The 13,908-nt window shown below is 53.2% G+C and carries 14 protein-coding genes; 9 read left to right on the forward strand and 5 right to left on the reverse strand.

Annotated features, from left to right (window positions below; translation table 11 throughout):
* Positions 1–9: 9 nt before the first annotated feature.
* Together ACGHP1_RS08460 and ACGHP1_RS08465 are read right to left on the reverse strand one after the other, a co-directional pair.
* Positions 10–153, reverse strand: coding sequence for a hypothetical protein (locus ACGHP1_RS08460; protein WP_154259944.1), 144 nt, complete (start codon positions 151–153; stop codon positions 10–12).
* Positions 150–374 (reverse strand): helix-turn-helix domain-containing protein, encoded by a 225-nt coding sequence (locus ACGHP1_RS08465; protein ID WP_173012915.1) that lies wholly within the window; start codon positions 372–374, stop codon positions 150–152. Before ACGHP1_RS08465 ends, ACGHP1_RS08460 begins: the two co-directional genes overlap by 4 nt.
* A 164-nt stretch (positions 375–538) precedes the next feature.
* Between ACGHP1_RS08465 and ACGHP1_RS08470 the strand changes: the two genes are divergently transcribed.
* From ACGHP1_RS08470 to ACGHP1_RS08480, 3 genes are read left to right on the forward strand one after another with little or no spacing between them, the layout of a single operon-like run.
* Positions 539–913 (forward strand): helix-turn-helix domain-containing protein, encoded by a 375-nt coding sequence (locus ACGHP1_RS08470; protein WP_154259947.1) that lies wholly within the window; start codon positions 539–541, stop codon positions 911–913.
* A 59-nt stretch (positions 914–972) separates the two neighbouring features.
* Positions 973–1,518: a hypothetical protein gene (locus ACGHP1_RS08475; RefSeq protein ID WP_154259949.1), complete on the forward strand. Its 546-nt coding sequence runs from the start codon at positions 973–975 to the stop codon at positions 1,516–1,518.
* A gap of 48 nt (positions 1,519–1,566) precedes the next feature.
* On the forward strand, positions 1,567–2,088 hold the full coding sequence (locus ACGHP1_RS08480) for a DUF4231 domain-containing protein (RefSeq protein ID WP_154259951.1): 522 nt from the start codon (positions 1,567–1,569) through the stop codon (positions 2,086–2,088).
* Here the strand turns inward: ACGHP1_RS08480 and ACGHP1_RS08485 are convergent.
* Positions 2,067–2,252: a hypothetical protein gene (locus ACGHP1_RS08485; protein WP_154259952.1), complete on the reverse strand. Its 186-nt coding sequence runs from the start codon at positions 2,250–2,252 to the stop codon at positions 2,067–2,069. The genes ACGHP1_RS08480 and ACGHP1_RS08485 overlap by 22 nt on opposite strands.
* Positions 2,253–2,286: 34 nt before the next feature.
* On the opposite strand from ACGHP1_RS08485, the gene ACGHP1_RS08490 reads away from it, so the two are divergent.
* The 6 genes from ACGHP1_RS08490 (at position 2,287) to ACGHP1_RS08515 (ending at position 10,211) form a co-directional block, all read left to right on the forward strand.
* A complete protein-coding gene (locus tag ACGHP1_RS08490) occupies positions 2,287–2,706 on the forward strand; it encodes a TIR domain-containing protein (RefSeq protein ID WP_154259954.1) in 420 nt (139 codons plus the stop codon).
* Between the two features lie 191 nt (positions 2,707–2,897).
* A complete protein-coding gene (locus tag ACGHP1_RS08495; RefSeq protein ID WP_154259956.1) occupies positions 2,898–3,110 on the forward strand; it encodes a hypothetical protein in 213 nt (70 codons plus the stop codon).
* On the forward strand, positions 3,107–3,361 hold the full coding sequence (locus ACGHP1_RS08500; protein WP_154259958.1) for a type II toxin-antitoxin system RelE/ParE family toxin: 255 nt from the start codon (positions 3,107–3,109) through the stop codon (positions 3,359–3,361). The genes ACGHP1_RS08495 and ACGHP1_RS08500 overlap by 4 nt, the downstream gene beginning before the upstream one ends.
* 219 nt (positions 3,362–3,580) lie before the next feature.
* Entirely contained in the window at positions 3,581–4,714 is a 1,134-nt protein-coding gene (locus ACGHP1_RS08505) for a site-specific integrase (RefSeq protein WP_154259959.1), read from the forward strand.
* Between the two features lie 680 nt (positions 4,715–5,394).
* Positions 5,395–7,257 carry an extracellular solute-binding protein gene (locus ACGHP1_RS08510; RefSeq protein ID WP_390508963.1) on the forward strand — a complete coding sequence of 621 codons (1,863 nt, stop codon included), beginning with the start codon at positions 5,395–5,397 and terminating at the stop codon, positions 7,255–7,257.
* Between the two features lie 5 nt (positions 7,258–7,262).
* On the forward strand, positions 7,263–10,211 hold the full coding sequence (locus ACGHP1_RS08515; protein WP_390508965.1) for a response regulator: 2,949 nt from the start codon (positions 7,263–7,265) through the stop codon (positions 10,209–10,211).
* A 109-nt stretch (positions 10,212–10,320) separates the two neighbouring features.
* On the opposite strand, the gene ACGHP1_RS08520 is transcribed toward ACGHP1_RS08515, so the two are convergent.
* Positions 10,321–12,897: a response regulator gene (locus tag ACGHP1_RS08520; protein WP_390508967.1), complete on the reverse strand. Its 2,577-nt coding sequence runs from the start codon at positions 12,895–12,897 to the stop codon at positions 10,321–10,323.
* The gene (locus ACGHP1_RS08525) at positions 12,887–13,714 is read right to left on the reverse strand and encodes a substrate-binding periplasmic protein (protein ID WP_390508969.1); all 828 of its coding nucleotides are present in this window, start codon (positions 13,712–13,714) and stop codon (positions 12,887–12,889) included. Before ACGHP1_RS08525 ends, ACGHP1_RS08520 begins: the two co-directional genes overlap by 11 nt.
* Between the last annotated feature and the right edge of the window lie 194 nt (positions 13,715–13,908).

Raw genomic sequence — 13,908 nt, forward strand, 5'->3', positions numbered from 1 at the left:
TCTCTCCTTTCATCTCCCGATCCACAGGTCCAGCCCGGCCGCTGCCAGCAGCACACCGGCAAACACCATGGGCGGGTAGCTGATCCACCATCCCACATTGAACACCACCGATCCGATCAGCCCGATCAGCAGTGACCACTTCCGGCGGCTCATGCGCTCTTCTCCGGGGTTGCGGGGTGGTCAATTCCGAAAAGTTCATTCGGAGTAACTCCCAGTGCCTTACAAATCGGTACAACATCATCTGATGTCAGCCGCTTCCTGCCACGTAGCAATGCGTTAAACTTCTTCGGGTCATACCCTGCTGCCCTTGCCACCGCAGATTGTTTCAAACATTTTTCATCAATGATTTTGTAAATCATGTCCGTTGCACTCATTCCATACGCTCCTTTCATGTACAAGTTTCTTGGACATTTTTACAGTAGCACAAGTTTCTTGTTTCGTCAAGAGCTTTGTACAAATTTCTTGTACTTTTGTCTTGACTTTTCAAGACAGCACCTTTATACTGACCATAGAACGACAATTTTAGGGGGTGTTACAAGTGTCCTTCGCAACCCGTCTCAGACAGGCCCGTGAGCAGTCCGGTCTTACACAGCAGGACCTAGCAGAAAAGCTTGGCGTCACAAAAAGCGCTATAGGAAACTATGAAAACGGTGTCAGCAGTCCAAAATGGGACGTTCTTCTAAAAATTTTTGACATTCTTCAGGTAGAGCCAAATTTCTTGTACCAGGACAGCTTTTCGTTAGACGTTTCCGAATCCCGTTCTCTTACCCCCCAGCAGTCCGCGCTGCTGTCGTCCTTCGATCAGCTCAATGAGGAAGGCCAGCAGAAGGCCGTGGATTATGTAGATGATCTGGTGCTCACCGGGCGCTATAAAAAATGTGCTGCGCTTGGCCTGGGCACAAAAGAAGCATAAATAAAAAAATTCCGTTTCGCTACTTGCCGAAACGGTTCGTTTGTACTGGAGTGATTTTCATGTTTTCTACTGGTATTTCTTACAATGAAGCCGAATCTGCCATTCAGAAACTTGACCCTTCCATGCGTGCAGACTATGAAAAAAGTCTCTCCGACCTCCGAAAAGCCGAGACCGTCTATGCGGAAGAAGGACGGCAAGCCATCAGTTACATGGGTTTGGCGCTCAACTTGGAGAATGCCATGCAGGAACTCGCCGCCACAAAGTCTCTCCTAGATCAGGAACGCGAAAAGTGTCAATTCCTCGACCGTAGTATTTTTCCAATGCTTCTTCTGCTCTGCGGTTTTTTGAGTGCTTTCATCATACCGTTGCTTGCACATTCTTTGTCTTTTTCACCCTTATTGGCCGTTGCTGGCTCTATCGCTTTTTCTGTCATTCTATCATTTATCGGCATCGTCTATACCTACGGAATTTCGGAGCACCTTGGCAAGGATCCTGATTTCTATTTGCTCTATAAATCCTCTCAAAAAGTAAAACTTGCCTTTTTTGTGCTTCTGCCCTTGATGGTTGAGACCATCTATGGAATTATTGAATATTTCCGCCGCTAATCATAAAAAAATCCCCGGCACAAATGTGCCGAGGAAGAAAGGATTATTATGGTTTCTTTTTGTGGGAGTAAGCCTCCCGAAGAGCCTTATTCTCCACCTGAGGTCGTACCTGGCGATATCAACAGCTACATCAAGAACCGCCTGGATGATCAGATCACCTGGTACGATAAAAAGGCTCAACAGGCCCAGCGCACCTATAAACGGATGCAGCTTACTGAGTTGATCGTTGCTACAGCCATTCCGCTGCTTGCCAATTATACAGCCAGCTGCCCTGCCATCGCTTTTGTTGTCGGTCTGCTTGGCGGTATCATTACCGTTATTGAAGGCACAGAGCGCCTTGGCCGCTATCATGAGAACTGGGTCGAATACCGCTCTGCCTGCGAAATGCTGAAGCATGAGAAGAATCTCTATCTCATGGACGCATATCCGTATGGCACCGACGAAACCAAAGAGCAGCTCTTCGTCCATAACATTGAAAATCTGCTTTCCTCTGAAGGTAACAAATGGAAAGCCTCCAATATCAAGGCCGCTTCTCCCAAAGAGAAAACTCACTCTGAGACCGGTTCATAAGTTTTTTCAAAGATATCCGGCTTACAGGGATATTTTTCCCCGTTCACGCCGGTGATGATCCAGTCTCCCGGCGAAGCATGCATAACGCCTTCCAGCGTTTCAATGTACATGTCCTTGTCCGTCTGATATGCGTCAACGATCACTCTTTTTTTCTGGAATTTCATACTGTCCTCCAATAGTTCAGAAAGGATGTTTAAAATGCCCGCTTTATATGATTATCGTATTTTTATCAGTCACGCATGGAAGTATGGCGAAGACTATGATCGACTGGTTTCCATGCTGGATCATTCTCCGTGGTTTTCATTTTATAACTACTCAGCTCCACAGGAAAAACCGCTTGCATTATCTTCCAGCAACGCCACCGATGCCGAAATCGAGCAAGCCATCACAGCCAAAATCAAAAACGCACAGGTCGTTCTTGTAATCGGCGGCATGTATGAGCTCTACCATAAATGGATGAAATACGAAGTAGACGAAGCTATGCGCATGGGCAAGCCCATCATTGCTATTATGCCCTGGGGCCAGTCATATATGCCGGTTGAGCTGCAAGCAAAAGCAACTCAGATCGTTGGCTGGAACTCCACATCCATCGTGAAAGCTATCCGCGATTTAGCCTGACTTATTTTATCATTTTTATCCAGCCTATGCAAGCTGCTCCATTCAAACGATTTAACGTAAATTTCATTTTTGTTATGTTGATATCATGCGTGAATTGCAATACAATAGACGCAAGGAAGACGATCTCATGGCAAATAGAGTTTCCCACCTGACGCGGATGAAGCGCCAGAAGAATAACCGGAGGTGTTTTTATGAGTGACCGAGAAAAAATCGTTCAGCTGCTGGATGAAGTTCCTGCCTATAAGCTTGGTTACATTCTGGCATACGTGCAAGGCCTGACCGCTGATGAAGATGCCGATGATGCTTATTGTGAGCAGCTTTACCAGAACTATCTGAAAGACCCGGATCGCGGCCAGACCCTCACGGAGGACGAAGTCTGTAAACAGCTCGGTATTGCTTTATGAGCTATACCATCCTGTACGAGAAGCCTGCTCTCAAGTTCATCCAGAAGCAGCCAAAAGAACAGCAGCGGCGTATCCTGGAAGCAGTTCATGCCCTGCCCGATTCCGGCGACATCAAGCAGTTGAAGGGTCACACCGGGCTGCTGCGGCTGCGTGTTGGTTCCTACCGCATCATCTACACGGTCGATAATGGCAGATTGATCGTTCGTATCATAGATGCTGGCAACCGCGGGCAGATCTATAACCGCTATTGACCTTCAGGAGCGCCCACCCGGCGCTCCTTTTTTACAAACGCAAAGAACCCCTCAGCTGTTTCCAGCCAAGGGGTTCTCTGCTCTGCTGTCTGTCCAAAAGAAAAGTAGGAGTTTCTATCATGGAATGCCTTGCAAATCCCGTCGCGTCTCCGCTTTTCTATTGTAAATCCAATATGATCCTTCTGCAACCCAGAATTTTTTCAGAGGAGGTGTGTACACATGGCAAACAAAAAAGGTTCCGATGGCCGTTACCGCTACCGTGTCTGCATCGGCAAAGATGAAACCGGTAAGCCCAAATACAAAAGCTTTTATGGTTCCACCGCAAAGGCAGCGCGTGCTGCTGCCGAAGCTTACCGCACAGCACTGGGCAAGGGAATGGATCCCGCCCAATCCAAAGCCACCCTTGCTACTCTGTACGATAACCTGATTGCTGCCAAAACAGCCAAAGGCATCGGGCAAAAGAGTCTCGACCGCTATGAAGACAATAAAAACCATTGGGGTCCGCTTCTGGATCAGCCTGCAGCAGACCTTCGCACTGCCGACTTTCAGCGGGTTCTTAACTCTCTGGCCCAGTGGCACAATGGCAAACCACCACTGTCCCACTTCACGCTGTCCAATCTGCGCAGCAGCGCCAAGGCTGCCTATGAACTCGCTATCCCAGAAGTGGTACAATACAATCCCATAGTTAAAACCACCTGCCCTGCCGGTGCTGATCCTGAGCACCGTGAGCCTATCACAGAGGAACAGCAGCAGTGGATCCGCGAAACGCCTCACCGCGCCCAGCGTGCTGCCATGCTACTGCTTTACTCAGGCCTCCGCCGCGGCGAAGCTACCGCCCTCACTTGGGCCGATGTCGATTTGAAAGAAGCCACGATCACCGTTCACAGCGGTTATAATTTCAAGGATAAAAAAATCAAGGATCCCAAAACAGAAGCCGGTGTCCGGGTCGTTAATATTCCAAAGATCCTTGTGGACTATCTCAAAACTCAGCAGGACGATTGCTTGTATGTACTGCATACTGTAAAGGGCCACCGCATGACAGAGCAGGCATGGAAAACTCTGTGGAGCAGCTACATGGCCGATCTGAATGCAAAGTACGGCTATCACGGCGAAGAAAGCAAAAAGCGCCCAGGCGGCCTGCCCATGCGCATTGAACCCTTTACACCTCACCAGCTGCGGCACACCTTTTGTACCCTGATGTACTTTGCCGGAGTCGATGTTCTCACCGCCCGCGATCAAATGGGTCATAAGGATATCAGCGTCACCCTCGGCATCTACACTTCTCTTGACAAAAAATTCAAGAAGAAGAAGATCAATCGTCTGGACTCCTATCTCAAGAAACAGACCGGCTAATTTGTAGTGGCGCAAAAGTGGCGCGCGTTGTTTGTATTTTTATCGTATTTATGTGTTTTATTCTAAATTCCATGCTCACTCGTAATGAGCAGGTCGCCTGTTCGAATCAGGTCAGTAGCTCCAAAAATCCTACGAATTTACGTTTAGAATCGTAATTTCGTGGGATTTTTTTATTTAGTCTCGCAAGTTTTCGCAAAACCGCAACATCGCCCACAAAACAAGACAAAATAAAACGCCCCGTGGCACCATTTCATAGGGCGTTATACGCATTTTTATGCTTTCTTTTGGACAGGCTCCTTGAGTTCACAATGTAGGTTTGTCAATGATGTGTTTCTGTGATGTTTGATGTAGCAATTTAACTGTACCACAGAACGACTCATTCGTCTTTTTTCACTTTGTGACACATCTATTGTAATCCTACACAGCTTTTATGGTTCAATATATGAAATTTTATTGAAAATTCTTCATGGCAGTGGTAAAATATTTTTATGTTTCTGTCATTCTGTGCCCCTTTGCGGCAGAGGGAGAGCGCAAAACAGAAAAGACGCAAAAATTGCGGCATCCTTTCCGTGGGTGGGTTTTACAGCGCACACTCTTGCGGGCGGTGATGTATGATCAGTAAGCCAAAGCAGCCAACCGCAAAACGATAGCTGCCCAAGAAGTGTGAGGAGAAGGATCGGATGAAAACAAAAACATTGCGCCGCCTATTTTCCATGCTTGCGGCACTGGTGATGGGGCTATCCCTGCTCACCGGATGCAGCGAAAAAAATGCGGAACGAACACAGGAGCAGGAAGACGCTCAGACTATTCAGGTGTATCTGTGGAGCACCAGCCTGTACGAAAACTATGCGCCCTATGTTCAGGCGCAGCTGCCGGACGTGAACATTGAATTCATCGTAGGCAACAACGATCTGGATTTTTACAAGTTTTTGCAGCAGAACGGCGGTCTGCCGGATATCATCACCTGCTGCCGCTTCTCGCTGCACGATGCGGCACCGTTGAAGGACAGCCTGATGAACCTTGCCATGACCAATGAGGCGGGCGCTGTGTACAACACCTACCTCAACAGCTTCAAAAACGAGGATGGCAGTGTGAACTGGCTGCCGGTGTGCGCGGATGCCCACGGCTTTGTGGTCAACCGCAGCCTTTTTGAGCAGTACGATATTCCCCTGCCCACCGATTACGCAAGCTTTGTAGCGGCCTGTCAGGCTTTTGAAAAGGTAGGCATCCGCGGCTTTACCTCCGATTATACCTACGACTACACCTGCATGGAAACCCTGCAGGGGCTTTCCGCTGCCGAGCTTACCACCACCGCGGGGCGCAAGTGGCGCACTACCTACAGCGACCCCGCCAGCACCGCGCGGGTGGGTCTGGACGACACCGTATGGCCGGGGGCGTTTGAGCGGATGGAGCAGTTCATTCAGGATACCCACCTTACAGCAGATGATCTTGCGTTGAATTACGACGATGTGACCGGGATGTTCCGCAACGGAGAAGTAGCCATGTACTTTGGCAGCTCTGCCGGCGTGAAGATGTTTCAGGATGAGGGCATCGACACGATCTTTCTGCCCTTCTTCAGCCAGAACGGCGAACCGTGGATCATGACCACCCCCTACTTTCAAGTTGCCCTGAACCGGGATCTGGAGCAGGACACCGCGCGCCGCGAAAAAGCCATGAAGGTGCTGAACGTCATGCTCTCCGAACAGGCGCAGAACCGCATCGTCTCGGAGGGGCAGGACATACTGAGCTACAGCCAGAACGTTCCCCTGCGCCTGACCGAGTATCTGAAGGACGTCCGCAGCGTGGTGGAAGAAAACCACATGTATATCCGCATCGCCTCCAACGATTTCTTTGCCGTTTCCAAAGATGTGGTCTCCAAAATGATCGCAGGCGAGCTTACCGCTGAGCAGGCGTATCAGGCCTTCAATGCCCAGCTCCTTGCCGAAAAGGAGCCTGCCGATAACGAGACCGTGCTGACCTCCGGGAAGGCCTATTCCAACGTATTCCACGCAAACGGCGGCAGCGCTGCCTTCTCCGTGATGGCAAACACGCTGCGCGGCGTGTATGGCACCGATGTGCTGCTTGCCACCGCAAACAGCTTTACCGGCAGCGTGCTGCAGGCGGATTATAACCAGAAAATGGCAGCTTCCATGATCATGCCGAACGGTCTGATGTCCCGCCAGCGCACCATGACCGGTGCGGAGCTGAAAGAGACCGTCCGCGCCTTTGTGGAAGGCTGCGAGGGCGGGTTTGTGCCCTTCAACCGTGGTTCTCTGCCAGTGATCAGCGGCATTGCCGTGGAGGTAAAAGAGAATAACGGCAGCTATGCCCTGACCGGCATCACCCGGAACGGGCAGCCGCTGGGAGATAACGACATCGTTACCGTGACCTGCCTTGCAACGGAAAAGCAGATGGAAGCGCTGCTTGCGAGCGATAGCGGCACGTCTGTGGGCGAAGATACGTGGGTAAAGAACACATGGCGCGATTATGTCTCCGGCGGCGCAGAGCTTGCAGAGCCGGAAAACTACATGACACTGAGGTGAGCGGAATGGCAGACGAAAAGCACGAATCCAAACGCAGCTGCTATTCCCGGCACAAGTGGCTGCCTGCCGCCACTGCCATCCTTCTTTTGGTCTTTCTGGCAGCCGGTTTCAGCTTCCGGTACATCTCGTTTATGTCGCAGACCATCTATCAGGAAAGCACCTCGCATCTGGAAGAGGTGCTGTATAAATCCAATAGTATGCTGAAAGAGATGGTGCGCAAAAACCTGACCTATCTGCATCTGTGCAACGGCTTTCTGAAAAACACCTCGAATGAGGATGAAATTCAGGCCTATATCGAGGAAGCACAGCAGGCAACCGGATTTGTTAACTTCTACTTTCTTTCCTATGACGGCAACTACACGACCGTGACCGGGGAAACCGGCTACCTTGGCCTGCAGACCAACCTGGACGAAAAGCTCTCCGATGGCGAGGATATCGTCGTGAATACGGCGCTGCCCGGCAAAGCCCCGATGCTTGCGTTCATCTGCCCTGAAACGCAGGGCAGCTACCGGGGCTTTGCCTACGATGCTGTTGCCATCACCTATTATAATGATGCTGTGCTGAGATTGCTGGACAGCTCTGCTTTTCAGGGCAATGCCAGCAACTATGTGATCTACCCGGATGGGCGGGTGGTGATTGACAATTCCGTAAACCGCAAGGAAATTATTTACAACTTCATTGCGATGCTGCGCGACCATTCCGACCTTTCCGAGGAACAGATTCTTGCCCTTTCGGATGATTTTGCGCAGGGCCGCAGCGGAAACCTGCGGGTCAAACTGGGCGACACCAGTTATTATCTGGTCTACGAGGATACCGCGGTCCAGAGCTGGACGATGGTGGGGCTTGTGCCGGTCAGCATCGTCAATGCCAGTCTGGATAAGCTGTGGTTCCACACGGTGCAGATCGTGGCGGGCATCGCCTTTGGCCTTGCTGTGCTGATCATCCTGCTGATCCTGCGCAGAAGCCATACGACCCTGCGCCGGAAGGACACTGAGATCCTGTACCGGGACGAGCTGTTCCAAAAGCTTTCGCTGAACGTGGACGACGTTTTCCTGATGCTGGACGCAAAAACCTCCAAGGTGGATTATGTCAGCCCCAACGTCGAACGGCTGCTGGGCATCCCGTGGAAAGAAGTGCGGCAGGATGCCCGTGCTCTGGCAGCGCTGCACCCGAAGGATGACCCGGATCGCGACAAGAACTTTCTGGAAGGACTGCTCAGCGGGCAGCAACGCGAATGGGATTTCGAGTTTGAGCATCGGGAGACCAAAGAGCGGCGCTGGTTCCATAACATCGCCATGGGCAGCGAGGTAGAGGGCAGGACCAAGTATATCCTTGTCTTATCCGACCGCACCGCCGACAGGCAGGTGAATCAGGCACTTTCGGATGCCGTTGCAGCGGCCGAGACTGCCAACCGCGCCAAAAGCACCTTCCTTTCCAATATGTCCCACGACATCCGCACCCCCATGAACGCCATCATCGGCTTTACCACGCTGGCACTCAGCAACATTGACGATAAAGGCCGGGTGAAGGATTATCTTGCCAAGACCCTCGCTTCCAGCAATCATCTACTTTCCCTCATCAACGATGTGCTGGATATGAGCCGCATCGAAAGCGGAAAGATCCATCTGGAAGAAGTGGAAGTCAACCTTTCGGATGTGCTGCACGACCTGAAAACCATCGTCAGCGGGCAGATCTACGCAAAGCAGCTGGAGCTTTATATGGATGCCATGGATGTGACCGATGAGGACGTCTACTGCGATAAGACCCGGCTGAATCAGGTCCTGCTGAACCTGCTGTCCAACGCCATCAAGTTCACCCCGGCGGGTGGCACGGTCTCGGTGCGGGTGCGGCAGCTTGCCGGAGCGGTGCGCGGCTGCGGGCAGTACGAGTTCCGCGTCAAGGACAACGGCATCGGCATGAGCCAAGAGTTCGCCAAAAAGATTTTTGAGCCGTTTGAGCGGGAGCGCACCTCCACGGTAAGCCGGATCCAGGGCACCGGCCTTGGCATGGCTATTACCAAAAACATCGTGGATATGATGGGCGGCACCATCGAAGTGCAGACGGCGCAGGGCAAGGGCAGCGAGTTTATCATTCGTGTGCCCATGCGTGCGCAGGCAGAGCACCGTCCGGTGGAAAAGATCACCGAACTGGAAGGCCTGAAGGCACTGGTGGTGGATGACGATTTCAACACCTGCGACAGCGTGACAAAGATGCTGGTCAAGGTGGGCATGCGTGCCGAGTGGACCCTTTCCGGCAAGGAAGCGGCGCTGCGTGCACGGCAGTCCATCGAAATGAGCGACGCCTACCACGCCTATATCATCGACTGGCGCTTGCCGGATATGAACGGCATCGAAGTCACCCGCCAGATCCGCAGCCTGAACGATGATACGCCCATCATCATCCTGACTGCCTACGACTGGTCCGACATTGAGGTGGAGGCAAAGGCTGCCGGTGTGACCGCCTTCTGCTCCAAGCCCATGTTCATGTCCGACCTGCGCGAGACCCTGATGAACGCCATCGGCCAGACACAGACGGATGCGGCGCAGGAGCTTCTGCCGAAAAAGAGCACCAACTTCAAGGGCAGGCACATCCTGCTGGTAGAGGACAACGAGCTGAACCGCGAGATCGCGCAGGAGATCCTGTGCGAGTACGGCTTCCGGGTCGATACGGCTGAAAACGGTGCCGTGGCGGTGGAAAAGGTAAGCACTGCCGCACCGGGCAGCTATGATCTGGTGCTGATGGATGTGCAGATGCCGGTGATGGACGGCTATACCGCCACCCGGCAGATCCGCGCACTGGGCGACCCTGCACTGGCAAAGATCCCGATTCTTGCCATGACTGCCAACGCATTCGATGAAGACCGCCGCAATGCCTTGGAAAGCGGCATGACCGGCTTTTTGTCCAAACCCATCGTGATCGGCGACCTTGTGCAGGAGCTGCGCAAAATTTTGTAACAAGCCACCTGTCAGGCATAAAAAAATAAAGCACCCGCAGCAATTTGCTCACCGGAGATTCAAAACCTCTGTGGCGATTGCTGTGGGTGCTTTTGCTTTTGGGCGCTGTTTATTTCAGTACATCTGCAAGGACCTGCAGCAGGTGCGGAATATCCAGCGGCTTTGCAATATGGCCGTTCATACCGGCCTTCAGTGCGTTCTGACGGTCTTCCTCAAAGGCATTTGCCGTCATTGCAAAGATGGGGATGCCAGCCTTTGCGGCATCCGGCAGCGCACGAATCTGCCGCGTTGCCTCGTAGCCGTCCATGTTGGGCATCTGGATGTCCATGAGGATCAGGTCATACTGTCCGTCTGCCGCCTGCTTCATCTTCCGGACGGCGATCTCGCCATCCTCGGCAGATTCCACCTCAAAGCCCGCTTCCTTCAGGATCTCCACTGCGATCTCACGGTTCAGCTCGTTGTCCTCCACCAGCAGGATCTTTTTCCCTTTGAAGGCCTCCGCGTTCAGCTGCACCGGCCTGCAGGCAGGCTCTGCACCGAACGGCTCTGCCAGCACTCTGCGCAGCTCCGAGAGGAACAGCGGCTTTTCACAGAAGGCGGTAACACCGGCCGCACGGGCTTCCTCTTCAATATCGGCCCAGTCGTAGGCGGTCAGGATGATGATGGGGCGGCTTTTTCCAATCACCTTGCGGATCTGCCGCACGATCTCGATGCCGTTCATATCGGGGATCAGCCAGTCGATGATGTAAACGCTGAATTCATCCCCCTGCTCCATGGCATACCGGGTGCGGATCACCGCTTCCCTGCCGGAGATCGTCCACTCCGGCCGCATCCCGATCTTGGACAGCATGGTGCTGACGCTCAGGCAGGTGTCGGTATCGTCGTCCGCCACCAGTGCCCGCAGCCCTTCCAGCTGCGGGAGCTGCCTGAGCTCCACCTTTTGTCCGCTGAGCGCAAAGCAGAGATTCACGATAAACTCGCTGCCCTTGCCCGGCTCGCTCTCAATGGCGATGGTGCCGCCCATCAGGTCCACAATGTTCTTGGTGATGGACATGCCGAGGCCGGTACCCTGAATGCCGCTGACGGTGGAGTTTTCCTCACGGGCGAACTCCTCAAAGATGTGCTTCTGGAATTCCTCACTCATGCCGATGCCGTTGTCCTTGATGCGGAACTCATAGCAGGCCCGGCCCGCAGGCGCACCGTTTTTCTCAGCAATGCGAATGCTGATCATGCCACCTGTGGGAGTGAACTTGATGGCATTGGACAAAATGTTCAGCAGGATCTGGTTCAGCCGCAGCGGGTCGGTGATGATATCCTCGTTCTCCACATCCATGGTATCAATAAAAAGCGACAGCCGCTTTGCCGAAACATTGGGCTGAATGATGGAGCGCACATCGTGGACGAGGTCCGGCAGATGCACCGCTTTTTCCTCGATCTTTACCTTTCCGCTCTCGATGCGGCTCATATCCAGCACATCATTGATGAGGGAAAGCAGATGCTGGCTGGAGGTGGAGATCTTTTTGAGGTAGTCCAGCACCTGTTCCCTATTGTCGATATGGGTCGCAGCCAGCGAGGTGAAGCCGATGATGGCGTTCATGGGGGTGCGGATATCGTGGCTCATATTGAACAGGAACTCCCGTTTGGCGCGGTTTGCCGCCCCCTCGTGCTGAAGCGCGATCTCCAGCTTGCGGTTCTGTTCCTCCAGCTGGGTCTGGTACTTCCTCTCCTGCTCTTTTTTCTGCAGCTCCATCTCCTGCACGGAGCGGCGGCGCAGCAGCTGAAGGATCATTACAAGCAGGATGTAGCCGACCAGAACCGTCAGGATCAGCAAAAGCGACTCTCGGAAGATTATTTTTTCATCCGTGTACGCATAGAGATCGAAGGATCTGCCATGGCAGAACATCCCGAAATAGCAGCCGGAGCCGTTCCAGTCCCGGGTATGGGTCAGCTTCTCTGCGGCCCCGGCTTTGCGGATCCCCTGCGCCAGCGGACTGCCTGCAACATCCTGCCCAATCAGCTCCGGGCGGTTTGCGGCAACGACCTGATTGTTCTGCACGATGAACAGCGTGCCGCTGGTTTCTGCCGGGTAGCCATCCAGTATGCTCTGGATGGACAGCGCCGTTTCCTCCACAAATTCCGCCGGGGTGTACCGGTAGGCAAGCAGGAGCAGCTCTGTGCTTTCTGCCCGGTGCGCCGCAACATCCACAGCAGAGCCATCTTCCAGCAGGACGCGCTTCACATAGGTCTTTCGCGGGTAAGATAAAACGTCCAGAACAGCGTCATTTTTCAGCTGGTCGCCAAACCGGTCATAGCCGATGCCGTTGGTCGTGGACTCACACCGGAGCGTGCCATCCGGTCCCAGAACCGAAATGCCGGTGAGCCAGAGCTTTTCTGTCTGCCTGTTCAGGCACTGCGGGTCGGAGAGGTCAAGCGCAGGATTCTCTGCCAGCTGATGGACTGCGACCGCCGTGCGGCGGAGTGCCTTTGCCGTGATGGTATCGTTGTGCTTTTCAAAGCTGGTGGACTGGGATTTGACAAACTCAAGGGTCTGGCAAAAGCGTTCCTCTGCTGTGCGCATTGCCCGCCAGCCGGAGAAAAAAGCAACACCGGCCATCAAGAGCACGCCGATGATCAGATAGGCTGTCCATATCCTTTTATCCGGGGTGGTTCTGTTTTTACGCGCCAATGGTGTCCACCTCCAGATACTGCGAAGCATTTTCAAGGTATCGGCCAATGATCCGCTCCAGCGTGCCATCCGCGCGCATCTGCGCAAGGGTATCGGTCAGCTGGCTGTCCAGCCCGCGGGTGTCGTTCTTGGCAAAGGCGATGCCCAGCCCGGTGACCAGCAGCGGTTCCTCCAAAATGCGGAAGTCTATGGCATTGTCCTTCATATATTGCAGGATGCCTGTCTCGTGGGCGGCGATGCCGTCCACATAGCCGCAGGCCAGCATTGCGTACTGCACACTGCGGTTTTCGATGCTGAGCACCTCCACCGTCTGTGGGATGCGCGGGTCGGAGCCGCTGAGAAAGATCTCCTCCGGCTTGCCGGTGCTCTGCACGGCGATGGTCTTGCCGGCAAGGTCGCTGAGGGATCGGATGCTGCTGTGGGCATCCACCGCAACCACCTGACGGCTCACCATGTAAGGCCCCGCCCAGCGGTATACCTCTTCGCGTCCATCCATGGAAAAGCAGCCCCAGATGCAGTCGATGGCACCGCTTTCCACAAGATTTGTTTTCTGCTCCCAGTTGATCGTTTCAAACCGGGCAGCATACCCCATGCGACGGAACGCCTCGGTGGCGATCTCCACATCGATCCCGGTGGGAACACCGTCATTATTCAGATAGATATAAGGTGGATAGCTGTCGCTTCCCACAACGATTTGTGCAAGACCGCTGTCTTTCGCTTCCTTTTCTCCGCAGGAAGTCAGACTGCTTACGGCAGCAGCTGCCGCCAGCAGCGTGCATCCGTTCAGGAATGCACGGCGTGAGATTCTGTGTTTCATTCGGGCTTTTTATACTCCTGTTTTGATTGCATCCGCAGCTCAGTTGTGCTGCTGTAATTCTTCTTTCAGGGCAGCTTGGATATCCGTCAGGCATTGCAGCAGAAGCGGCTTCCTGTTGATGAAGTTTTTCCAACAGCTGCTGCTCACGCGCTTTGTAATATTCCTCGATCTCGGAAAGTGTATTCACGTTCTAA

The sequence above is a fragment of the Faecalibacterium sp. i21-0019-B1 genome, assembly GCF_042852915.1.
In the GTDB taxonomy this organism is placed as follows: Bacteria; Bacillota; Clostridia; order Oscillospirales; family Ruminococcaceae; genus Faecalibacterium; species Faecalibacterium taiwanense.